At 37.1% G+C, this 21,939-nt stretch carries 21 protein-coding genes and 1 other annotated feature; of the genes, 9 read left to right on the plus strand and 12 right to left on the minus strand.

What is annotated here, in order from left to right:
• Nucleotides 1-4 precede the first annotated feature (4 nt).
• Complete coding sequence (locus AC1RFD_RS15350; protein WP_048391767.1) at nt 5-1,654, minus strand: FAD-binding dehydrogenase; 1,650 nt, start codon at nt 1,652-1,654, stop codon at nt 5-7.
• Between the two features lie 404 nt (nt 1,655-2,058).
• Nucleotides 2,059-2,300, plus strand: a binding site (T-box leader).
• A gap of 159 nt (nt 2,301-2,459) precedes the next feature.
• Between AC1RFD_RS15350 and serA the strand changes: the two genes are divergently transcribed.
• The 3 genes from serA to AC1RFD_RS15365 all read left to right on the plus strand — a co-directional run bounded on the left by serA (nt 2,460) and on the right by AC1RFD_RS15365 (nt 5,586).
• Nucleotides 2,460-4,073 carry a phosphoglycerate dehydrogenase gene (gene serA / locus AC1RFD_RS15355; RefSeq protein ID WP_492475041.1) on the plus strand — a complete coding sequence of 538 codons (1,614 nt, stop codon included), beginning with the start codon at nt 2,460-2,462 and terminating at the stop codon, nt 4,071-4,073.
• A gap of 96 nt (nt 4,074-4,169) precedes the next feature.
• A complete protein-coding gene (locus tag AC1RFD_RS15360; RefSeq protein WP_238542698.1) occupies nt 4,170-4,673 on the plus strand; it encodes an RNA polymerase sigma factor in 504 nt (167 codons plus the stop codon).
• Nucleotides 4,663-5,586 carry a hypothetical protein gene (locus tag AC1RFD_RS15365; RefSeq protein WP_115674058.1) on the plus strand — a complete coding sequence of 308 codons (924 nt, stop codon included), beginning with the start codon at nt 4,663-4,665 and terminating at the stop codon, nt 5,584-5,586. The genes AC1RFD_RS15360 and AC1RFD_RS15365 overlap by 11 nt, the downstream gene beginning before the upstream one ends.
• A 44-nt stretch (nt 5,587-5,630) precedes the next feature.
• On the opposite strand, the gene AC1RFD_RS15370 is transcribed toward AC1RFD_RS15365, so the two are convergent.
• The 5 genes from AC1RFD_RS15370 to AC1RFD_RS15390 form a co-directional block, all read right to left on the minus strand.
• Nucleotides 5,631-6,419 (minus strand): HAD family hydrolase, encoded by a 789-nt coding sequence (locus tag AC1RFD_RS15370; protein ID WP_492475042.1) that lies wholly within the window; start codon nt 6,417-6,419, stop codon nt 5,631-5,633.
• Nucleotides 6,420-6,551: 132 nt separating this feature from the next.
• Entirely contained in the window at nt 6,552-6,803 is a 252-nt protein-coding gene (locus AC1RFD_RS15375) for a DUF3006 domain-containing protein (RefSeq protein WP_492475043.1), read from the minus strand.
• A complete protein-coding gene (locus tag AC1RFD_RS15380; protein WP_492475044.1) occupies nt 6,790-7,977 on the minus strand; it encodes an MBL fold metallo-hydrolase in 1,188 nt (395 codons plus the stop codon). The genes AC1RFD_RS15375 and AC1RFD_RS15380 overlap by 14 nt, the downstream gene beginning before the upstream one ends.
• A 69-nt stretch (nt 7,978-8,046) precedes the next feature.
• The gene (locus AC1RFD_RS15385; RefSeq protein ID WP_054548651.1) at nt 8,047-9,393 is read right to left on the minus strand and encodes a GntP family permease; all 1,347 of its coding nucleotides are present in this window, start codon (nt 9,391-9,393) and stop codon (nt 8,047-8,049) included.
• On the minus strand, nt 9,394-10,533 hold the full coding sequence (locus AC1RFD_RS15390) for a glycerate kinase (RefSeq protein ID WP_048391783.1): 1,140 nt from the start codon (nt 10,531-10,533) through the stop codon (nt 9,394-9,396).
• 165 nt (nt 10,534-10,698) lie between these two features.
• Here AC1RFD_RS15390 and AC1RFD_RS15395 point away from each other — a divergent pair, with 165 nt between their 5' ends.
• Entirely contained in the window at nt 10,699-11,796 is a 1,098-nt protein-coding gene (locus AC1RFD_RS15395) for a CdaR family transcriptional regulator (RefSeq protein ID WP_048391786.1), read from the plus strand.
• A 22-nt stretch (nt 11,797-11,818) separates the two neighbouring features.
• Here the strand turns inward: AC1RFD_RS15395 and AC1RFD_RS15400 are convergent, their stop codons facing one another.
• Nucleotides 11,819-13,324, minus strand: a complete 1,506-nt coding sequence (locus tag AC1RFD_RS15400) for a coproporphyrinogen III oxidase (protein ID WP_048391787.1) — start codon at nt 13,322-13,324, stop codon at nt 11,819-11,821.
• 165 nt (nt 13,325-13,489) lie between these two features.
• Here AC1RFD_RS15400 and AC1RFD_RS15405 point away from each other — a divergent pair, with 165 nt between their 5' ends.
• Nucleotides 13,490-13,888 (plus strand): hypothetical protein, encoded by a 399-nt coding sequence (locus AC1RFD_RS15405; protein ID WP_490762084.1) that lies wholly within the window; start codon nt 13,490-13,492, stop codon nt 13,886-13,888.
• 50 nt (nt 13,889-13,938) lie between these two features.
• On the opposite strand, the gene AC1RFD_RS15410 is transcribed toward AC1RFD_RS15405, so the two are convergent.
• The 4 genes from AC1RFD_RS15410 to AC1RFD_RS15425 form a co-directional block, all read right to left on the minus strand.
• A complete protein-coding gene (locus AC1RFD_RS15410) occupies nt 13,939-14,850 on the minus strand; it encodes a stalk domain-containing protein (protein ID WP_416141112.1) in 912 nt (303 codons plus the stop codon).
• Nucleotides 14,851-14,969: 119 nt separating this feature from the next.
• A complete protein-coding gene (locus AC1RFD_RS15415; protein WP_048391789.1) occupies nt 14,970-15,632 on the minus strand; it encodes a ribonuclease H family protein in 663 nt (220 codons plus the stop codon).
• A 141-nt stretch (nt 15,633-15,773) separates the two neighbouring features.
• Entirely contained in the window at nt 15,774-16,121 is a 348-nt protein-coding gene (locus AC1RFD_RS15420) for a YlbF family regulator (RefSeq protein WP_004230811.1), read from the minus strand.
• Between the two features lie 15 nt (nt 16,122-16,136).
• A complete protein-coding gene (locus AC1RFD_RS15425; protein WP_048391791.1) occupies nt 16,137-17,279 on the minus strand; it encodes a DUF445 domain-containing protein in 1,143 nt (380 codons plus the stop codon).
• A gap of 208 nt (nt 17,280-17,487) precedes the next feature.
• On the opposite strand from AC1RFD_RS15425, the gene AC1RFD_RS15430 reads away from it, so the two are divergent.
• The 4 genes from AC1RFD_RS15430 to AC1RFD_RS15445 all read left to right on the plus strand — a co-directional run bounded on the left by AC1RFD_RS15430 (nt 17,488) and on the right by AC1RFD_RS15445 (nt 21,120).
• Nucleotides 17,488-17,691, plus strand: a complete 204-nt coding sequence (locus tag AC1RFD_RS15430; RefSeq protein WP_048391848.1) for a YheE family protein — start codon at nt 17,488-17,490, stop codon at nt 17,689-17,691.
• A gap of 171 nt (nt 17,692-17,862) precedes the next feature.
• Nucleotides 17,863-18,279, plus strand: a complete 417-nt coding sequence (locus tag AC1RFD_RS15435) for a hypothetical protein (protein ID WP_403021523.1) — start codon at nt 17,863-17,865, stop codon at nt 18,277-18,279.
• A gap of 427 nt (nt 18,280-18,706) precedes the next feature.
• The gene (locus AC1RFD_RS15440) at nt 18,707-20,026 is read left to right on the plus strand and encodes a hemolysin family protein (RefSeq protein ID WP_004230815.1); all 1,320 of its coding nucleotides are present in this window, start codon (nt 18,707-18,709) and stop codon (nt 20,024-20,026) included.
• Nucleotides 20,027-20,217: 191 nt separating this feature from the next.
• A complete protein-coding gene (locus AC1RFD_RS15445; RefSeq protein ID WP_492475045.1) occupies nt 20,218-21,120 on the plus strand; it encodes a cation diffusion facilitator family transporter in 903 nt (300 codons plus the stop codon).
• 17 nt (nt 21,121-21,137) lie between these two features.
• Here the strand turns inward: AC1RFD_RS15445 and AC1RFD_RS15450 are convergent, their stop codons facing one another.
• Nucleotides 21,138-21,875, minus strand: coding sequence for an effector binding domain-containing protein (locus AC1RFD_RS15450; RefSeq protein WP_492475046.1), 738 nt, complete (start codon nt 21,873-21,875; stop codon nt 21,138-21,140).
• Nucleotides 21,876-21,939 lie beyond the last annotated feature (64 nt).

The following is a 21,939-nucleotide window of genomic DNA, read 5'->3' on the forward strand; positions in this document are numbered from 1 at the left end:
CACTTTATCCTTGCCCTAAATAACGCCCTACCTGGCGTCCACTAAATAAACAACCACCAACAAATGTCCCTTCTAAAGCGCGGTAGCCATGGACGCCACCGCCACCGAAACCACTTACTTCACCAGCAGCAAATAACCCAGGAATTGGCTGACCGTCCATGCCCAAAACAGCGCCATTTAAATTTGTTTGTAAGCCACCTAAAGTTTTCCTTGTTAGAATGTTTAAGCGAACAGCAATTAAAGGCCAATTTTTGGTATCTAAAATTTTATGTGGCTTGGCAACACGCACCCATTTATCCCCAATATAATTTCTTGCTCCATGAATAGCGTTTACTTGCAAATCCTTTGTAAACTTATTGTCCATTTCCCGATCTCTTGCCAAGATTTGCTCTTTAATCTTCATGAAATCAAGTAGCTCATTTCCAGCAAGTTTATTCATTCCATCTACAAGTTCCTTTAGATCATGTGCAATCACAAAATCCTCTCCGTGATTTTTAAAAGCTTGGATAGGAGCAGGTGGGCCTGGTAAAATGCGTTTTAGAACATCGCCTATGCTTTTGTTTGTTAAATCTGGGTTTTGCTCCGAGCCAGATAATGCAAATTCTTTCTCAATAATTTTCTCCGTTAAAATAAACCAGGAATAGTCATAACCTGTTTTTTGAATCGCCTCTAACGTACTGAGTGTATCAAACCCTGGAAAGTTGGGTGCATGAAAACGATTCCCCTCTGCGTCAAACCACAGGGAGGAGGGACCAGGCAATATCCGAATTCCATGGTTGGGCCATATTGGATCCCAATTTCTTAAACCCTCTGTGTAATGCCACATGCGATCACGGTTTACAATGCGTCCCCCAGCATGTTCCGTGATCTCTAGCATTCTTCCGTCAACGTAAGCTGGTACACCACATACCATATTTTTGGGAGGGGTTCCTAATCGAGCAGGCCAATTTTTTCTCACTAAATCAAAATTTGCCCCAATACCACCACTTGCCACAATCACAGCTTTAGCTTCGTAGGAAAATTCACCGATTCCTAATCTCGAACTTTTTTCACCTCGATTAATAAAGGTTTCAGCTAGCACCGTTCCGCTAATTCCTATAATCTTCCCTTCTTGCTGCACAAATTCATCCACACGATGTCTTGGCTTGAAGTCAATGAATCCTTCTTTCATAGCCTGTTTTACTTTATCTACAAATGGCTTTACAATGCCAGGGCCTGTTCCCCAGACAATATGAAATCTAGGTACTGAATTGCCATGCCCTCCTGCCAATGAGCCTCCCCGCTCTGCCCATCCAACAACAGGGAAAAACTTTATACCTTTTGACTTTAACCAGTCGTATTTTTCACCTGCAGCAAAATCGACATATGCTCTTGCCCATTTATACGCCCAGGAATCCTCATCTTCTAAACGATCAAAGCCTGCAGTTCCTTGCCAATCCTGCCATGCAAGCTCCTTACTATCTTTAATTCCAAGCCTTCTTTGCTCTGGAGAATTTACTAAAAATATTCCTCCAAAAGACCAATATGCCTGTCCTCCGATTGAATTTTCAGGCTCTTGATCTACTAAAAGAACTTTTTTCTTTGCATCGATTAATTCACAAGCTGCGACTAATCCTGCAAGACCAGCACCGACTATTGCAACATCGTACTTCATTCTTACACCCCCAAATCAATCATCCTTAACTAACATTCTTCTCTCACAGTCTGTTTACCTTCTACTTTTTATATTTTTGTCTAAAATGTGACAAACAAAAACGTTCGCTTTCTTAGAACAAATCCATGGATAATTAGCATAAACCCTCTATTTTATTCCATTTAATTCCCATATAATTTTCAATGCTAAAACTACACAGAAACCTGATACTATCGGACTTTTCAAATATCGTTAGCGCTTTCATTGTATTCCCCAAAAAGACGAACAATAAAACAGTATTATATAAATAATATTCGTTTTTAGTTATTTTTCAGACTTTTGAAGTCAGTATTTTTAAAGTTTTTAAGAAATATCGTTGACAAAGGTGAACAATAGGGATTATGATGTTAACAAATTTAATCACAAAAAATATAACGACGGAGACACACTAGTCGCAAGAAAATCCAAAGAGAGCTGATGGTTGGTGCAAATCAGTGATTTCTACGATAATAGTTCCACTCCTGAATAGATAGGCTGAACAACTTAAAAGTAAGCTTATCCGTCTCATGCACGTTACGCATATAGCTAAGACTGCCAGAATAAATTTTCCAGCAGTGATTAAGGGTGGTACCGCGAACCAAAGTTTATACAGCCTTTCGCCCCTTACAACACACTAACTGTGTTTGTAAGGCGTGGAAGGCTTTTTATATTGTCTTCGATTTAGAAAGGAGATTGTTTGTATGCTGTAAGATGCTCGAATTTTACAAATTTCAGACTATCGTAGATAAAGCCATAGCCAATAATGATAAAAAAGGAGCTAATTATAATGACTACTGCAACAAAAACAAGAACTATTAACGTATTTATCGCTGATCCACTAAGTGAGGATGGTATTTTCCCATTACGCCAGGAACAAGATTTAGATTTAAACATTATTGTAGACACAGGTTTAGCACCAGAAGAATTAATCGCTAAAATTGCTGATGTAGATGTATTACTTGTTCGTTCTCAAACAACGGTAACACGTGAAGTAATTGAAGCAGCAAAAAGCTTAAAATTAATTGGTCGTGCTGGTGTTGGTGTCGATAATATTGACCTTGCTGCTGCTACAGAACACGGCATTATCGTAGTAAACGCACCAGATGGTAATACTAACTCAGCTGCCGAACATACAATTGCGATGATGACTTCACTTGCCCGTCATATTCCACAAGCTTTTAATACATTAAAAAATGGCAAATGGGATCGCAAATCTTTTGTTGGCGTGGAGCTAAAAAATAAAACTTTAGGCGTTGTAGGTTTTGGTCGAATTGGTGTTGAAGTAGCTTATCGTGCTAAGGGTCAACGTATGAATGTTATGGCATACGATCCTTTCCTAACAGATGAACGTGCCAAAGAATTAGGTGTAACAAAAGCAACGGTTGAAGAAATCTGTGTAGCTGCAGATTTCATTACAGTTCATACACCACTTCTACCTGAAACTCGCAACCTTATTAATAAAGATAAATTTGCGATGATGAAAGATGGCGTACGTATTATTAACTGTGCACGTGGCGGTATCATCAATGAAGACGATTTATATGATGCAATCGTAGCAGGTAAAGTGGCTGGAGCAGCTCTTGATGTATTTGTTTCTGAACCAGCAACAGATCATAAGCTACTGACTTTACCACAAGTTATCGCAACGCCTCACTTAGGAGCATCTACAATCGAGGCACAAGAATCTGTAGCGGTTGACGTATCAAATGACATCATTAAATTTTACAAAACAGGTACTGTAACAAATCCAGTAAACATGCCATCTATACCTAAAGAGCTTCTTGCACAAGTTGAGCCATTCTTTGAATTAGCTGAAAAACTTGGTTCATTCCTATCACAAGTGACAACAGAGCCAGTCAAAGAAATCAATCTATCTTATGCTGGAGAAGTAGCAAACTATGATGTTCGTCCATTAACTTCAAATGCATTAAAAGGTTTACTGTCTAAAAATCACGGTAATCATGTCAATGATGTGAATGCTCGTTACTTATCTGAACGTATTGGTATGAAAATTAATGAGCACAAAACAACAACAGCAAAAGGCTTTACTAGCTTAATTACGATTGAAATTATTACTGCTAACGAAACACATACTGTAGCGGGTACACTATTAAACGGTTTAGGTGCACGTATTGTAAAAGTAGAGGACTATGTTGTTGACGTCATTCCACAAGGCCACCTTCTTTATATTAAAAATACTGACAAACCAGGTGCAATTGGCCGTGTAGCAACAAAGCTTGCAGAAAAAGAAATTAATATCGCAACAATGCAGGTTGGTCGTGCGCAGGTTGGTGGTACAGCGATTATGATGTTAACGGTTGATAATGTTGTAACAGAAGAAGATTTAGTTTTTGTGGCACAGCTTGAAAACATTGATGAGGTAAAAGCCATTAACCTATAATTAATAACAACAAGAAGCAGGGAGTCTCTACTCTCTGCTTTTTATTTTGGGAAAATGATACTTTTCTATGAGTTCTTCGTCTTTAAAGAAAAGGAGGTGTTCAGCTTGAACATAGAAGAAATATTTTACTTACATAATCACACCATTTTTAAATACTTATATTACTTACTAAATGATGAAAAATTAGCGGAGGATTATACACAGGAAACCTTTGTCCGTTATTTGAACCATCACCAAACAATAAAAGTAGGAGCCGATCTCGCTTGGTTGCGGTGCACTGCACGTAACCTTGCCTATGATCATTATCGTCGGAAAAAGATTATTCAGTTTGTCCCTTTTTTACAACAGCATGTAGAACAAGCGTCACCTTCTCCTCATCAATGGCTGATGCAACGAGAAGATGCCAAGATACTGTATCTTGCAATTCGAAAACTAAAAATTACCTATCGTGATGTGATCATTCTGCGCAAAATAGAGGGGCTTTCCATCGAAGAAACCTGCGCTATTCTTGGCTGGAATGAGGGGAAAGTAAAAAACACATTAAAACGAGCACTCATCGCATTAAAAAAACAGTTAGGAGGTGAGATGGATGAAGAATGATAAGAAGACATGGCAACACTTAGATGATTTAATGTTATCTGATCAGCAGCAAAAAAAATTATTACGCAATATGACAGAGCCCTCAGTAATTAGTAAACAAACTACTGGAAATGGATGGAAAATTCCGTCTGTGTCAGTGCTATTTATAGTAGTTCTTTCTTTATTAATTTTAACTTTTGTTCAACGTCCGACTGATTCTCCTATGACAATGGATTCCTCCAAAGCCATCCAACGTGTCTACTTAAAGGAGAATCTGAACAAGGATACCTTTATAGCAAAGGATTCTTGCCTTTATGTTCCTCAGCAATGCTATGCTCATTCAAAGGCAATCACACAGCTACAACAGAATTGGGACAACGCTTCTCCTATAACAATATCCGCTAGTCAATGGAAAAGTGGTACTATCTATGATATTTTGATTCTCTATAATGACCGTACACAAGAGAAATGGAAGGTACTCAATAACAAGATTTTCTTCAATGTTGAAACCCAGCAAGCCTTTCTGATTGAAGAATCAATTGACTCTCTACGCTATTTTTATGATGAGAAGCGGTCGACGAAACTTATTTTAGGGAACATTTTCATCCTACTTATGCATTTCATCCTATGGATTGCTAAAAAAAGAATGCCTTATACAGAACGTCGCTTTTTCGCTGCGACAGTTGAGCATGCTATTGCCAATGCCATCATGCTCGTGTTGTTTGGAGGTATTTCATTTGGTATCTATCTTGTTCACCATACAATTCATGCAACAATTATTTATGGCCTTTTCTCACTCTACTCCTTTATGCAAATCTATTATCGTAAAAAGGCTGGTGAACCTAAGGGTTACTTAATTGCTAGCGCTCTTGTTCAGCTTTGTATAGCGATAGCTTTTACATGTTTATACCTTGGACTGAATGTCTATTTTTAATAAAAAAAATGTACTGACTCCATGAAGGGTCAGCACATTTTTATCTATAGCTTATTTACAAGCTCCAACAACGCTGTCAAAGAGTCCACCTCATAGGTAGGTGTCACAGCCCCGTTGGCGATATTGCTTTCACGATTAATCCATACATTGCGCATTCCCACACGAGATGATCCTAAAATATCAGTATTAAGATTGTCGCCAACCATAATTGCCTCGTCCGCTGTAATACCTGCTTTCTCCATCACATACTCAAAAATAGCTGCGTCCGGCTTACCTTTACCAAAGTCACCTGAAATAATAATATGATCAAAATATGGGGCAATTTCTGGTGTGATTTCTAGCTTTAAATTTTGCAAACTTGGTGCGCCATTTGTAAGCAATACAAGCTGATATCTTCCTTTTAATTCATCTAACACTGCAAAAGTATCTTCGTATAAAAATGGCGCTACTTTACGCTCGGCTACAAAGCGCTCTCCTAGCTCCTCTCCAAACGCTGTATCTTCAATACCAAGAGTAGCTAACCCTTTTGTCCAAGCCGCTGCACGATAGCTAGGAACAATTTCCTTCATTTTTTGGAAGGAGTCCGTCGAGTCGTCAAACGTTCCCCAAAGTCCTTCAAATGGATTGATACCAATTAATACCGTATAATCATATGTTTCATAACCCTCATATAAAGCACGTGCCTCTCTGCGAACAGCTTCCTCTAGCTCAGTAGGATTCACATTATGTACTGTTGCTGCATAGTCACATGTTTTTTCAAATGCAGTTTTGACTGATTTTTTATCCCATAGTAGTGTATCATCTAAATCAAAAATAATTGTATTTATCGACATTTTTGTCCGCTCCTAGCTCCCGATTAATACTACTATTTTAGCATATTTTCAAAATATTTAGGATAACAATTTAAGTACAATTCCTGTATCTAAAAACAAGCTGTACGTCAAATCTTCACAGCTTGTCATGTATTAATTATTATTTTTATTTCGTAAACGATTCATTAAACTCTGAAGGTCTGCTCTTTTTTGTTGTGTTTCTTCTTTTAAAATTTCAATATGGTAAATACCATCTTTTTCTTCTATCTGAACACGATCACCTACTTGCACAGGCTTGTTCATGGCTGACTGTGAAATAATGAGTTGTTCCTCTTCTGCTGGAAACTTTAAGAAAACCGCATAGCCATCTTCAATACGGTCCAATGTGTATTTACTCAAGCTCACTTACAAGTTCCCCTTTCTCATTCCGTAATTGCGCAGCATCTCCAGCATTTAACCAAATTTGTTTAGTTGTCCATTTCAAATAATTTTGCCCTTCCCGTGCATTGGTTCCACTAGTAATATAAATCGTTTTCCCTGGCTGTAAAGAAAGATTAGGGAAATTATAAACTTGATGCCCTTCAATTGAAATAAGCTGCCAATCTTTTAAAGATACTGCGTGTTGTCCACTATTTTTAATTCCTACAATTTCAGTAACTAGATCCTTACTAACGATTTCAATAGCTGTTGTCGGTTCTTCTTTAGATAGTATATTACCAGTTTCTACACTAGAAGTTTCCTTACCGTTCACCGTATAGTTTACCCCATCTGTGGACACCGTAATCGTTCCTAAATCCGCGGTGGCATATATTTTACTACCAATAGCCTGCAAACGGTCCACAATTTCTGCATGTGGATGTCCATACTTATTATCCTCTCCATAACTTAATATCGTGACCTCTGGTTTTACAGCCTGAATGAACTCCTCTGAGCTACTTGTGTTAGAGCCATGATGTCCAGCTTTTAAAACTGTTGCTTTCACATCATACTGCAACATTTCCTTTTCTAATGCCACTCCCGCATCTCCTGTCAATAAAAAAGAGACATTCCCATAAGTCATTTTTAAGACAATGGAGGCATCGTTATTGTCTGTAGCCTGATCATTGGCATTTAAAATTTTCACATTTACATCCTTATCAAATTCGATATCATCGCCGATTTTTGGCACATGATAAGGAATACTTTTTTCATCGATACGTGTCAGCATCTCTTCAAAGGTTTGCGATGTATGTACTTTTCCCGAATCATAAAATTGCTCAATCGTCATGTTATCTAATACAGGAATAAGCCCTCCAATATGATCAGCATCTGGGTGTGTTGCTACTACAATATCAAGCTTATTTATCCCAAGTTCTTTTAAATAAGAGACAATCTGTTGCCCTGCGCCCTTCACTCCCCCATCTATAAGCATCGTTTTACCACTTGGTGATTCGATCAGTATAGAATCCCCCTGTCCTACATCAATAAAATGAACCTGCATTTCATGACCAGCTGTTACAGGAATTTTCTCTGTCTTGACTGCCTCGGTACAGCCGGCTAATAAAAAAATACAAAGGAGTAATACTATTATTTTTTTCATCTACTAACTTCCTTTCTATTCTCCTATTATACAAAAAGAGAGCTAGCCATGGGCTGCTCTCCTTTTACTTTAAACAAATATCCACCATAAAATCATCGTAATAATAATAGTCACAAGCCCTTGGAGTAATGTGGCCACCGTTTGGGCTTTATAGGCTTGTGTTACTTCCATACCACTATACTGCGTAATCACCCAAAAGAAGCTATCATTCACATGGCTAACTGTCATTGCTCCTGCACCTATTGCCATCACCACTAATGCTAATGGTACCGCTCCATCAATTCCCAATGTCACAAGCATTGGGGCTACTAAAGTAGATGTAATCACAAGAGCTGTTGTAGAAGAACCTTGAGCCGTTTTCAACGCTGCTGCTACTATAAACGGCACAAGAAGGAATAATGTACCTGAGGCAAACATACCTAAATCCATTTCTTGAAGCATTTCTCCAACACCAGCATTTTTTATAACAGTTCCAAACGAACCACCAGCCCCTGTTATAAGTAAAATTGGTGCTGCTTCTTTTAGACTTTCGCCAATCCAACCTGTTAATGTCGTTTCATTGATTTCAGGTAATAATAAAAAGGCTGCTGCTACACCTAAAAATAAGGCCACTGTTGGAGAACCTAAGAATTTAAAGATGGTATTGAAAGTCGATTCCGTATCACCAACTAATGCTGCTATAGAACCCAAACCAATTAACACAATCGGCAGAACGATTGGTAAAAATGCTTTAAATGTTGAGGGCATTTTACCAAAGGATTTAATGACTTCCTCATAATCTAATGCCTCTACCTCATCTTCAGGAACGCGAATTTTTGTCGCAACTTTTACTGACCATAGATAACCTACGAATGTCGCTGGTATCGCGACTAATAAACCAATGACAATGACTGTTCCTAAATAATCTGCTGCGCCAATATTTCCTGCTGCTGCAATAGGACCTGGAGTTGGTGGTACTAATACATGCGTCGCAAATAAGCCAGTTGCTAAAGCTACTGCCATAGATGCAATCGTAACATTGGCTCGCTTTGCTAATGATTTTTGCAAGCTGGATAAAATAATAAAGCCAGAATCACAAAATACTGGTATGGATACGATATAGCCAATTAAAGACATCGCTAATTGTGGACGTTTAGGTCCTACAATTCTTAACACTACTTCTGCCATTCGATAAGCAGCACCTGATTTTTCTAATATTAAGCCTATAATAGTACCAGCAATAATGACTAAACCAATACTTGTCATTAAGCCTCCAAATCCAGTATTAATGCTTTCCACTACTGTCAACAATGGCATACCTGAAGCAATTCCAACGAAGAAAGCACTGATTAATAAAGCTAAAAACGGATGAAGCTTTAACTTAGCTGTTCCTAAGACAACAAATAATACCCCTATTAATATAATAATGAACAACATCTAGACATCCCCCTTTTGTAAGTAACGCTCTATCATTCTTTTAGTTTTTAACCGAATAAAGTGTGCAGGTTCTTGCATTGCCTGCTGCACATCAATCTCCTCATCTACCAATGACTCAACAACTGTAAAATACGCTTGTAATGCTGCATTTGCCTTGGTATCAATTCCTCCAGACAGCAGCATCGCCTCTACATTCGCTTGCTTTGCGGCTTTTGCTACACCTAATGGTGCCTTACCATGTAATGTTTGAAGATCAGATTTTCCTTCACCCGTTATCACTAACTGTGCTTCTGCTAAATGAGCCTGAAGTTGTACAGCGTCCAGCACAAGGTCAATTCCTGCATGGAAGGTTCCTTTTAAAAAAGCGATTAATGCGCCCCCCATTCCCCCAGCGGCTCCAGCACCTTTATAGTCATGTAATCGTATAGCAAATTGAGCTTCAACAATATCTGCAAAATGCTTTAAACAACGATCAAATTCAGCGACCTGGTGTTTTTGAACACCCTTTTGTGGACCAAAGATGGCAGTGGCTCCTCGTTCACCAATAAGCGGATTATCCACATCACAGGCAATCGTAAATGTTGCTTCTGCTAATCTAGTATCTAGTAGACTCATATCTATGACATCTAATTGCATAAGGTTAGAAACACCAGCCTCAAGTTCCACCCCTTCCGCTGATAATAACCGCACACCTAATGCTTGTAACATACCAGTACCCGCATCATTTGTAGCACTCCCACCAATGCCAATAATAAATTTTCTAAAACCTTGATCAAGTGCAGCTTTAATTAATTGTCCTGTGCCATAAGATGTAGCAAGTTCAGGATTTTTCTCATTTTCTTGTAACAGCATAATACCAGATGCTTGAGCCATCTCTATTACACAGGTTACTTGATCGCCCAGTACACCATATTGAGCCTGGATAGCTCTTCCCAATGGATCAAGCACAGTTGCTGAGCAATATCGACCATCTGTAGAGGCAATAAGTGAGTGCAGTGTACCTTCACCACCATCTGCCACTGGTAGTATAATTGTTTCAATTGAATGATCCACATCTAAGATTCCTTTTTGCATTGCCTTTGCTACTTCAACTGCTGACAGAGTACCCTTGTAGGAATCTGGACTAATGATAACTTTCATGTTATACCTCCACTTATGTCGTCCATTGACATTTACGTAAATTTTCATATCCCTAAGTTAAGCGCTTACAATTTATTATAATGACAATAAATTCAGAAAACATTATAATAGGTGTACAATTTATCTGTCATATAACAGGCTGTTTTTTATGCGAGGTGTATAAACATGTTGACAAAAAAGTTAGCAGAAGACATCGTCCATCAAACGATGTTGCGCTTGCGTCACAATATTAATGTTATCAGCCCAAGTGGAGTCATTTTAGCTTCTGGGGATAAAATGAGGGTGGAAAATATTCATGAAGGTGCACTATACGTAGCACAGACAAAAGAGACTCTAATTATAAATGAGGAAAATATAGCACTTTATCCAAACACAAAACCAGGCATCAATATGCCAATTATGTACCAAGATGAGGTTGTAGGTGTTATAGGTATTACAGGAGATTCAGAGGATATGCTTGAAATTGCTAATCTCGTTCAACTCACAACAGAGATTATGGCCCATCAAGCGATTGTTGAATCTAAAAGCGAATGGCAACGAAAGAATAACGATTACATATTTGAAGCACTCGTTCATGGAAGTAAGCTAGACGGAACCTTAACTGAACGGATTCAGAAATTACCATTTGCTCTTTCTGGCCCTTTTCAGGTGATTTTAGTGAGCTTAAATGAAGCATCCTACGCAGAAAATACAATACCCTTCTTTTTTGAGGATCTATTTTACAAACAGCCTATTCTTGCTGGTCATAGCCAATTACAGGAATACTATATCCTACTAACAAGTTGTATGGAGCAAAATTGCCGTCCTATTATAAAAGCACTGCGTAAGCAGAAGCAGAAACTTCCCTCCCTTCAAATTGGTGTAGGGCCTGTGGTTCAACATTTATCTCAGCTTCCCTATAGCTACCAAGGTGCCAAAACAGCTCTAAAATTTGCTGCAATCAATAATGAATTGACTTTTTTTGAAGATGTCGAGTTATATTCCCTTTTTAAACATCGTGAATCGGAGGAGGTACAAGCATTTTACCGTCGTGTACTCAAAAATTTAGACGCTAAACAATTGGAAACATTACAATCGTTTTTTGATTGTAATTTACAGCTAAAGCATTGTGCTCAGCAATTGAATATTCATCGACATACACTTACTTATCGTTTAAATAAAATAAGGGAATTAACAGGCTATGATCCGCAATACTTTGAGGATGCTGTTCTGCTAAAAATGGCCTGTACATTACGAACACTACAAACAATGAAGGCAATCTGAACAGATCAGATTGCCTTCATCATTAAGCCTTATATAATTCATTTAAAAATTCTATTTTCTTCCCAATAGCCTCTTCAAAGGTCATGATATAGGCAGCAGGATCTTTCGGATTATGGAATTGTGTAATTCTCCCTGTTTCGGGATGAACAAATTTTGAGGATGCCCCACAGCCAATTCCTAAGATTGTCTGCACTTCTTCCATAATAACGATATTATAAATACTTTCTTCTCCCGCTTTACTATAGCCGACATTTTCTAAATTACCTAAAATATTTTTCTGACGATATAAATAGTATGGAACATAATCATTTTCTTTTGTCCAAATTCGTGCCATTTCCATCATTTCAGCTACCGTATCACGGTCGGCTACTTTGTATTTATCCTTATTACGCGTCATCTCTGAAGCACGTTTAAATGATAGCGTATGAACAGTTAAAGACTCTGGCTGCATTTTTGCCGATTCCTCTAATGAATGTTGGAATTCTTCAATCCCTTCATTCGGTAGCCCAATTATAAGATCCATATTGATATTGTTCATACCTGATTCTCTTGCAAGCCAAAACTTATCAATGGTTTCCTGGACTGTGTGATGACGACCAATTGCTTTTAATGTTTCATCAGTATAAGATTGTGGATTTACACTAATACGATCAATACCCCATTTTTTTAGTACTTCTAATTTTTCTGGTGTGATGGTATCAGGTCTTCCTGCTTCAACTGTCACCTCTCGAATTGTTTCAGGGTTAGGGAATGATTCATACATCGTTTGATATAAGGCATCCATTTCATCGGCCTCAATTGAAGTCGGTGTACCACCACCCCAATAAATGGAGGTGATTTTCATATCATTGTCCTTCAGCCATTTGCCCATTTCGCGCAATTCAATATGCAAGCCATCTAAAAAAGTCGTAACACGCCCTTGCTTACGATTACTACCAATCGCATAGGCTGGGAAAGTGCAATATGCACATTTGGTAGGGCAGAATGGAATACCAATATAAACACTGATTTCTTGTCCAATGGCATCAAGATCAGGAATGGTCACTAGTTGTCGGTCCACAATTTCCTTTAATAGTCCAACTTTTTCCTTTGATAAGCGGAAATCTCGAATTAATAGATCAGCAATTTCTTGCTCACTTTTACCTTCTTTTCTAAATTTATGATACAGCTTTGTTGGGCGTACACCCGTTAAAATCCCCCATTGCTGATGCACTCCAGTATGCTGTTCAAGAACATCTAAAAATACATGTGACAATGCACGTTTTATGCGAATATTTAGCTCACGATCTGTTGCTGGGGACTCATATTGAATACTGTACTCATTTGTGTATTGCTTACCATCTACAATCAAGTTTGCTTTTGTAGAAATGGAAAAATCGTCTCCAGTCTGATAGTCAAATGAAGCAGACATATCTGCTCCCATTGGTTCAGCCTTCAGCTTGGAATCCTCAAAAAATAAATTCGCAATATGATTTAATACGCGAATCCAATCTTCAGGATATTTTTGATCTATATGAATAATTTTCATTTCGTTTCGCTCTCTTCTTTTATATATTGCAGATTTAAGTTTAACAAATTTCTATGACTATAAGCAAAATAACAATTAGAATCTATAAAATAACAGAATATTCTGTTTAAATATAGACAAACTATTTTTTTGTCATTATAATTTTCAGAAAAGGTGGTGTCGAGAATGTTTATTTTAAAAAATGACAATTATACATCTGTTTCGAGCTTTATTCATCAAGTAAAAGTAGCATTCCACCATTTTGATTTAGAGCGCTGTGACGAAAAAACATTATATGTCACGGTAAAACTTAAATACGGCACACATAAAGTACTTTGTGATTTTATTTATATTATTGATCAACAAGAAATCTATGGCGCTATTTCAATTAACAAGCATTATGAAAAGACAAGGGTATTTATTCAACAGCATTTTCAGCAATTTTTATTGTATTCAGATGAAATGGTATTAGCTAAAAACTTCATGAGTACAATATCCTTTAAACAATGTCTCCAACAATTCGCGAAAAAGTATCCAGCCTTTATTTCCTCAAAGAACCATTACGCTCTAGCAATGGCTGAGTAACCACAAATAAAAATAGTATGCCAAGCATTGTTGGCATACTATTTTCTTAATTATTTTAAATATTCATCCACAAATTCAACAGGTACATATGTCTTTGTATCTTTTAAGGTCGGTGCTACTGTTAGTGTACGTAATGCCTTATTATAGCCAAATGTTTTTTCACCGCGAGTAATTGTATAAGACATATTCCCTTTTGAAAGGATTGCCCCCTTGCCTGTAGAATCCACTTTGAAGCCAAGCTTTTCAGCGATCACACGTAATGGCACCATTTTTGTACCAGCTACTTCATAAGAATCTGATGCGATAATATTATCAATTTCTTCATTTATTGGATTCTTAGTAGTTGAGGAATCATCGTCCAGTACAATTACTTTAGATGGTGTTGTTTGAGCTGGGATACTTTTAGTAGAGGCCGTATAGAAAACAATTAGATGCTTCTCTGCTAAATCTTTAGCGTCCACCTTTTCACCTTTTTCATTGAATAGCTCTGTTTCTTTCCCAATATTTAATTTTAAAATATCATACGTATTAGTTAAATCTTCAAAGAAATAATCCACTTCTACAAAACCAACTTCTTCTGTTTCAACGATGACAACCTCTGGATTGAATTGTGGTGGATAAATATATTTTTGCGGTTTGTTAGCAAAGGTATAAGCTAATACTTTATCACCCTTTTGTAGCTCCACTTTCTTCCCAGTATTGTCGAACACGAGAGTATCTTTAGTAATTTCTAATACATTTGTTTGCTCGCCTTCTTTTACTGTGTAATATGTAATATTTTCCTCAATACGAACATCTTCCACAGTACCACGAGTATCATTAAAAATGTGTACGGGATCAATTTGTATTTGTGGTACCTCCGCTTCTGTAGATTGCTGCTCATTTGCTGAAGCTACCGGTACAAGGGCACTTCCAAATAATAATGCAGACATAGCTGCAGGTGCTATTTTTTTCATGTTCATAAAATCTCTCCTTATTGTTTGGATTCATAGTAGTAGTAGTTTTAAAATGGAAAAAGTTTCAGTGCAAACCGAGGATTTTATGAGAAAGAGGTGGCAGTATCTACTGCCACCTCTTATTCCTATTCTTTAACAATCTCGCTCAAACCAGTAATATCGATGCCATTTAAAGCTTGAGTAGCAAGGCGATCTGCTTCCGAATTATCCTTACGTGAAACAAGCTGGTATTCGGCTTGAATGTGAAGTTGCTCCAGCTTAGCATCAATTTTATCTGCCCAGCTTGCTAGTTCTTTTTCCAATGCTGGCCATTCCCCATTCAGTTGATTGATGACCACTTGTGAATCTCCTATAATACGCACAGGCAAATGGTGGACATTTAAAAGTTCTAGTTCTACTAAGGCTAAATAAAGCGCTGCATACTCTGCCTCGTTATTTGATTTCAATTCAGACGAAAAGGCATTCCTTCTCAATCGTAAAGGTTTACCATTTTGTTCGTAATAAATGGCGCAGCCTAGTCCTGCTTGCCTTGTCCCACGATCAAAACCTCCATCAAAATAGAGCGTAATATTATGAGGCTCTGTATCAATTTCCTTTAAATATGCTTTTAGCTCTTTAAGTGACCAATTTGTATCTTGCCGATCCATACAATGTAGCGATTTTACCCTTCCCGTTCTTTCCATATCCTCTGCAAGTAAAAGTGCTTGAGCTGCAGGCATTTCAGCTGAACGTAAAACTGTTGTTGCTCCTTTTGGTGTTTTATAGGTCCATTCAATGATGACATGCATATTCATAACCTCCCATACTCTTTAACTGGTACATAAAGCAAAAACGTGTACCGACCAATAGCGGATACACGTTTTCCTCTCACTTGTTATATGTGCAATTCCTAGAAAAATTATTCCTTTTTAAATTGCGATTATCACCTATTATTGAATTCCTTCATATAAACCTTGGATAGGTTTTATTAAAATGCGATTTACTTCTTCGATTACTTTACTTACCTTCATTTCTGCCTCAAGCATCGTTGAAATTTTTTCATTTTGCTGTGCAAGCTGTGCCGCTTTTTGTGCATAGACAAGCTCATCCTCCAAAATATCCTCACCAGCTAATTGCTTTTTCTGTAATTCGATTTGGATTTTACGGAAGTTTTTAAAGACATTTAATGCCTCTTCATCATTTTTAACAACTTCAACAGCAGCTTTTAACGCTTCAAATTCTGGAATCTTACGGAAAGTTGCTTCTAGCGCATTAATGTCATTATAAATATTAATCATTCATACAATCTCCTTTTAAATAAAGTAAACAATCAAGCCTTGCACAATCCCAATCAATCCACCAAGCACTGCACCTAATACAGTAATCATTTTAAACTCACGTTTTGAAATACCTAATACAAGCTCCTCTAATTTCTCTACTGGGAATGAGTCAACCTGCTCTCGCACAACCTCTTGTAAGTTTAAACGTTTTAGTACATCCTCAAGTTTTTCCTCTGCCTTCACAAAAGCTTTTTCTATAGCTTGTGGAATCACGGTATACTTCGCCCAGTCATTTCCTTCTGGCCAATAATAAGAAATCGGTTGATTTAAACGTTCAGAGATTGCTAATTGTTCTTTCACGTACACTTGTAATTTCGATAAAATGGGGTCAAATTGAACATCTTGCAAAAAGTCCATAGCGGGTCGATCTTTAAGTTTTTCCCATTCCTGTGAAAATATTTTTGTTAGTAATGTTGTTGTTCCTGGTGCTTGTAAAAACTTCACAAGCTCACGTTGAACTTTCCCAACTAATGAAGAGGAATCACCTAAGAACATATTGATCATGCCGCCTAGAGACCCTTTTGATGATAAAAAGTCATCAATCATTGCCTTAATCGTCATTTCACCTTCTGGTGATAAAAAATAATCCTCGCCTTTTTCTAAAATGTGCTGAACTGCTACTGGAATTTTAGCATCAATTGTATTTTGGATATCATCTGATAGCAGCGTACGAATTGATTTTGTTGATAGTGTATTCTTTACCGACGAAAATTGTCCCTCAACAATTGCTTCAACCTTCTGTTCAATGGTAGTAGGTAGATGAGCAAACCCAGCTAAGTTTAGCCAATCCTGAATTGTTTTGTCGTTTGTAAAGATTGTTTCTTCAACTTTTGTTTGCACAAAGTGTTCTACTTTGTCTTGAATATCCTTAGAGAAAAACTTTTTTCTAAATGTTTCAGGCGTGAGTAAATAATTAACTACTGTAAGACCCAACTGTTTAGCTAATTCATCACGTCGTTTGGGTATAAGGCCTGGTGTAAACGGTACACGCCAATTTTTAATATATATCGCTTTATATGGACGAAAAAGCATTTTAATGGCTAAGTGATTTGTAACGCCCCCAATTGCAGCCCCAATGATAGCCATAAAAAGTAATGTCACTATAAAATTATCCATTAGTATCCTCTCATTTCAATTGTATTCAAGATTGGCGTATTTTGTCGCCTTCTGCACTCATTATAGCAGAGCAATGATTTTCAACGAAAGAAATACCCCTTTAGAATTTCAATCTCATCCTATTTACTTCTATGAAAAGTGAATAGTTGCAAAAATACCTTTATACTTGAATAATATGACTACATACTATAAGAAGCGAGGTTTGATGATGATTCAACATTTCAGTTTTAAACCACTATTTGAAAACACGCAACTACCTGGGTGGTCTATTTCGTTTTTTTATCAACGAGAACGATACCAAGCGGAATATTTAAAGGACGGTACGATTGAGTGGATAGGAGCCATTCCATCAGACGAGGAGGTTGTTAAAAAAATGATACATGAACTTATGCTGTTTCATGTATACGATTGAATTTGATAGTCAATTTTTCGTTGTGATCCCGTATAAAAATACCTATATTTACTATTAATAGCACGCCATTTAAGCTAATTATGTTGAATCCTGTTGAAATTTGTATATTTTTCTTATACATTTATGATATCAGCTTAATAGTAAATGTTTTTTATGCAGGGGGCCATTTCAATGAGTAAAGTCACACTTTCGGATGACTTAAATAGCTATAATTCAAAAGCGTTAATTCGTGTAAAAGTAAAAGAATTTTTTTCGGAATTTTCCGCCAAAATATTCGAATTAGTGGATGAAGCGGGTGCTGTTAATAGTAAGAAATTCGAGGAACTTTCTGGCTATAAAAGCGACTTTTACAATGAGTATTGCAGTCAACTAAAGGGCTTCTTTGATTCTTCTACTAGCTCTTTTGGCAAGAAATCGATTAAAACGTTCTATTTAACGTATAATAATAAGAACTATGTTTTAACACAGCAAGGCATAACGGAAAAAGCACCTGTATCTATCGCTCCGTTTACAGGTGAAATACCTTTAAATGAAACGGTTCATGATGTTGAAAAAGCGTGTTTAAAATTACGCTTCCAGCAAGAATAAATAGGTCAAACATTTAGAAAGGGGGAGTCTCAAATGACGATTGAGACTCCCCCTTACTATAAAAAATAATTCATTTAAAAAAATCCGCAAGCTAAAGCACTCTTGAGATTTTTGACGTGTCGTATTATATGAGATGCAAAATGCTTCTTTCCCTAAACAAACTATCTTTGATCTTTCTAAAGTTAGCATATAGCCATGTTAATTACAATCTTTTGGTATTTGAATCTAGTTGCATTTTTTCAAAAGATCCATGAAAAACAAGTGAAAAAGTTGTTGTCAATATTTGTGTTTTTCTTTTAAATAATTTATGATTGAAACATCCAACAATTTTTTAAATCATAGGAGGTGTACACTTTGTTTACTTCCCTCATTCGGGCGGGAACAAAGGAATTATTTGGACGGAGACATATTGGAGATAACCATTAGGTTGGCGGCATTCGCCCTACTAATTATAATGACTGGATTTTTCGTTGCAACTGAATTTGCAATCGTAAAAGTGAGATCTACCCGCATTGATCAATTGCTCGCGGAAGGGCATAAAAAAGCGAAAAATGCAAAACGTGTTGTTTCAGATTTAGATGAGTACTTATCTGCATGCCAGTTAGGTATTACCATCACTGCACTTGGTTTAGGTTGGTTAGGTGAACCTACATTTGAAATCATTTTACACCCAGTGTTTGAATTTCTAAATTTGAATGGTAGTATTACATCTATCCTTTCATTCATACTTGCATTCTCAATCGTTACGTTTATGCATGTTGTTATTGGGGAATTGGCGCCAAAAACATTAGCCATCCAAAAAGCAGAATTTGTCACATTAAACTTTTCTGGCCCATTAATTATCTTCCACAATATTACCTATCCCATCATTAAGCTATTAAATGGCTCTGCCCGTGGTTTAACAGGTCTTTTCGGCTTAAAAATGATGTCAGAATCAGAAGTTGCTCATACAGAGGAAGAGCTGCGTATGATTTTGTCGGATAGTTTAAAAGGTGGAGAAATTAATAACTCAGAATATGAATATGTTAACAGTATTTTCGAGTTCTCTGATCGTCTTGCAAAAGAAATTATGGTTCCTCGAACTGAAATTGTCGGCATAGAAAAAGAGCTAACAATTAAAGAAGTGTTTGATTTAATGGGTGTTGAGCAATATACTCGTTATCCAATTCTGGATGGAGATAAAGATCATATTATTGGATTAGTTAACATGAAGCATTTATTAACCGCTTACATTAAAGATCCTAAAAATGGTGATAAGCCAGTCATTGATTATATGCAACCTATTATTCGAGTGATGGAAACAACGCAAATTAACGATCTATTACTAAAAATTCAACGTGAACGTATTCATATGGCCATTTTAATGGATGAATATGGCGGAACATCTGGTTTAGTGACGATTGAAGATATTATTGAGGAAATTGTCGGCGATATTCAAGATGAATTTGATGAAGACGAAATCCCGGAAGTACAAGAAATTGCAGAAAATCATTTTATTTTAGATGCTAAGATGCTTCTTGAAAATGTAAATGATATGCTTGGTACTGACATAGAAGATGATGATATTGATACTATCGGTGGTTGGTTCATGACGAAGCGTTTTGATGCAGTCGAAGGTGACAGTATTGAAGAGCAAGGTTTTGAATTTATCGCAAAAGAATTAGATGGTCACCATATTTTATACTTAGAAGTTCTGAAATTACCTAACAGTGATTTATCAAATGAATATGACGCAGTCATTGACTAAAATTGAATTGATTTACCATACTTGTCGTGGTACTATTAGAAGCACGCTTGTATAATCTAGGCTATAAATATGGTCTTTTTTTCACACCTTATATAGGTGGGAGCAACGACCGTAATAAATAGATGAAACGACTCCCTTTTTAAAAGGGGGTCGTTTTCTAATGTCCGAAAGTTTTGCGAGGAGGAAACAAAATGGAGCTCTATACAAATTTACGTCAAGGGGAAAAAGGTGCATGGCTATCCATTGGTACATATCTAATCCTAAGCTCTGCTAAGCTTACAATAGGCTACATTGGTACATCTGAGGCCCTAAAAGCAGATGGTTTAAATAACACAACTGATATCATTGCTTCCATCGCGGTACTGGTTGGTTTACGCATTGCCCAAAGACCACCTGATTCCAACCACCAATACGGACATTTACGAGCTGAGACTGTTGCCTCTTTAGTCGCATCGTTCATTATGCTTGTTGTCGGTCTCCAAGTATTAGTTAGTTCCCTAAAAAGCTTGTGGGAGCCCACTGGTACAACACCTTCACTATTAACAGCCTATGTAGCAATAGGTAGTGCAGTTGTCATGTATGTGGTTTATCGCTATAATTTGGCACTATCAAAGAAAATTAAGAGTGCCGCTGTTAAAGCTGCTGCCTTTGACAATCGCTCTGATGCACTTGTCAGCATCGGTACAGCCATTGGTATTTTTGGAGCCATTTTCGGCTTTCCGATCATTGATTCACTTACAGCTCTCATTGTTGCCCTTTTAATTATTAAAACAGCAGTAGAAATTTTTTGGGAAGCTGTTCAAAGTCTTACAGATGCATTTGATATTGATGAAGTTGAAACGTTATCGGTCTTAATCCGTAACGTGGACGGGGTAATGGAGCTTTTAGACTTTAAAGGACGTGCCCATGGCAATATGTATTTCATTGACGTAACTGTCACAGTAGATCCTTATTTAAATGTCTTTGAAAGTCATCGCATAACCGAAGAAATCGAACATACCATTATGCGTGAAAATCGCTTTTGTCAGGTTCTAGTGCATATTGAGCCATATATCATTCCTCCGCAAAACGAAGAAAAGTCTCCTACCAATTGATTGGTAGGAGACTTTTCTTATTTAATAGCTATATAAATATCCACTTGTGATTCATGTGGATTAGCGGATCGTTCATCATACAGTTCAAAGTCGCCTGTATATGTTCGTTCAACTTTAGAATTTGCAAACCATGCCCAAATCTCTTGCCAGGTTTGGATGACAACTTCAGGCATCGTGCCTTTATCTGATGTAAATACTAGATACTTAGCTGCTGGAATCATTTTAACTACTAAATCTGTTGGAATGTCATCATTATTTACTTCAACTCCTAGTGTAAGAGTATAATTACCATTCACATCCGTTTCATAGTCTGAATACAAACCAAAGACATGGCCATTTTTTCGTTCGGCTATTTGGCCCGCAATATTTTGCTGATAAAAGTCATCCCATAATTGTGGAATTTTAGCATGCTCTGTTATTTCATTTGCATTACTTGTTTGAGTTGAAATACCTACGATGTTAAATGCGGTTAATTCAACTACTTTTGGTTCCTTCCCTTCACTTTTTCTCCATCGCTTCAAACTTGGCAAAAAGGAAGTCAGCATATTACGTGCTTCATTTTCTGGCATACCACCTTCCATAAGATGCGGTACACAAATTTCAATCATTTCGTCTACTGTTAACTGGGGTTGTTTAAACTCGCCCCCCTCGTAACAATATGTACAATAATCCTGACTTTTTTCCCCTTCTTTTTCAGTACCCAATAATGCCTCTTCTACTAAAGGCATACCGCAGCTTTGACAATAGCTTTGCATCGTCATTCCACCTTTCGCTTTATTTGTACTTACTATAGCAAAGGAAACCTGACAACTGTCTGTC

Source organism: Lysinibacillus sp. GW823-FHT02G10, from assembly GCF_058797135.1.

What these genes read in the sequence shown, in the direction of transcription:
- AC1RFD_RS15350 (WP_048391767.1), bottom strand. Translation starts at nt 1,654, where the DNA reads ATGAAGTACGATGTTGCAATAGTCGGTGCTGGTCTTGCAGGATTAGTC.
- serA (WP_492475041.1), top strand. Translation starts at nt 2,460, where the DNA reads ATGACTACTGCAACAAAAACAAGAACTATTAACGTATTTATCGCTGAT.
- AC1RFD_RS15365 (WP_115674058.1), top strand. Translation starts at nt 4,663, where the DNA reads ATGAAGAATGATAAGAAGACATGGCAACACTTAGATGATTTAATGTTA.
- AC1RFD_RS15370 (WP_492475042.1), bottom strand. Translation starts at nt 6,419, where the DNA reads ATGTCGATAAATACAATTATTTTTGATTTAGATGATACACTACTATGG.
- AC1RFD_RS15380 (WP_492475044.1), bottom strand. Translation starts at nt 7,977, where the DNA reads ATGAAAAAAATAATAGTATTACTCCTTTGTATTTTTTTATTAGCCGGC.
- AC1RFD_RS15385 (WP_054548651.1), bottom strand. Translation starts at nt 9,393, where the DNA reads ATGTTGTTCATTATTATATTAATAGGGGTATTATTTGTTGTCTTAGGA.
- AC1RFD_RS15390 (WP_048391783.1), bottom strand. Translation starts at nt 10,533, where the DNA reads ATGAAAGTTATCATTAGTCCAGATTCCTACAAGGGTACTCTGTCAGCA.
- AC1RFD_RS15395 (WP_048391786.1), top strand. Translation starts at nt 10,699, where the DNA reads ATGTTGACAAAAAAGTTAGCAGAAGACATCGTCCATCAAACGATGTTG.
- AC1RFD_RS15400 (WP_048391787.1), bottom strand. Translation starts at nt 13,324, where the DNA reads ATGAAAATTATTCATATAGATCAAAAATATCCTGAAGATTGGATTCGC.
- AC1RFD_RS15405 (WP_490762084.1), top strand. Translation starts at nt 13,490, where the DNA reads ATGTTTATTTTAAAAAATGACAATTATACATCTGTTTCGAGCTTTATT.
- AC1RFD_RS15410 (WP_416141112.1), bottom strand. Translation starts at nt 14,850, where the DNA reads ATGAACATGAAAAAAATAGCACCTGCAGCTATGTCTGCATTATTATTT.
- AC1RFD_RS15415 (WP_048391789.1), bottom strand. Translation starts at nt 15,632, where the DNA reads ATGCATGTCATCATTGAATGGACCTATAAAACACCAAAAGGAGCAACA.
- AC1RFD_RS15420 (WP_004230811.1), bottom strand. Translation starts at nt 16,121, where the DNA reads ATGATTAATATTTATAATGACATTAATGCGCTAGAAGCAACTTTCCGT.
- AC1RFD_RS15425 (WP_048391791.1), bottom strand. Translation starts at nt 17,279, where the DNA reads ATGGATAATTTTATAGTGACATTACTTTTTATGGCTATCATTGGGGCT.
- AC1RFD_RS15430 (WP_048391848.1), top strand. Translation starts at nt 17,488, where the DNA reads ATGATTCAACATTTCAGTTTTAAACCACTATTTGAAAACACGCAACTA.
- AC1RFD_RS15435 (WP_403021523.1), top strand. Translation starts at nt 17,863, where the DNA reads ATGAGTAAAGTCACACTTTCGGATGACTTAAATAGCTATAATTCAAAA.
- AC1RFD_RS15445 (WP_492475045.1), top strand. Translation starts at nt 20,218, where the DNA reads ATGGAGCTCTATACAAATTTACGTCAAGGGGAAAAAGGTGCATGGCTA.
- AC1RFD_RS15450 (WP_492475046.1), bottom strand. Translation starts at nt 21,875, where the DNA reads ATGCAAAGCTATTGTCAAAGCTGCGGTATGCCTTTAGTAGAAGAGGCA.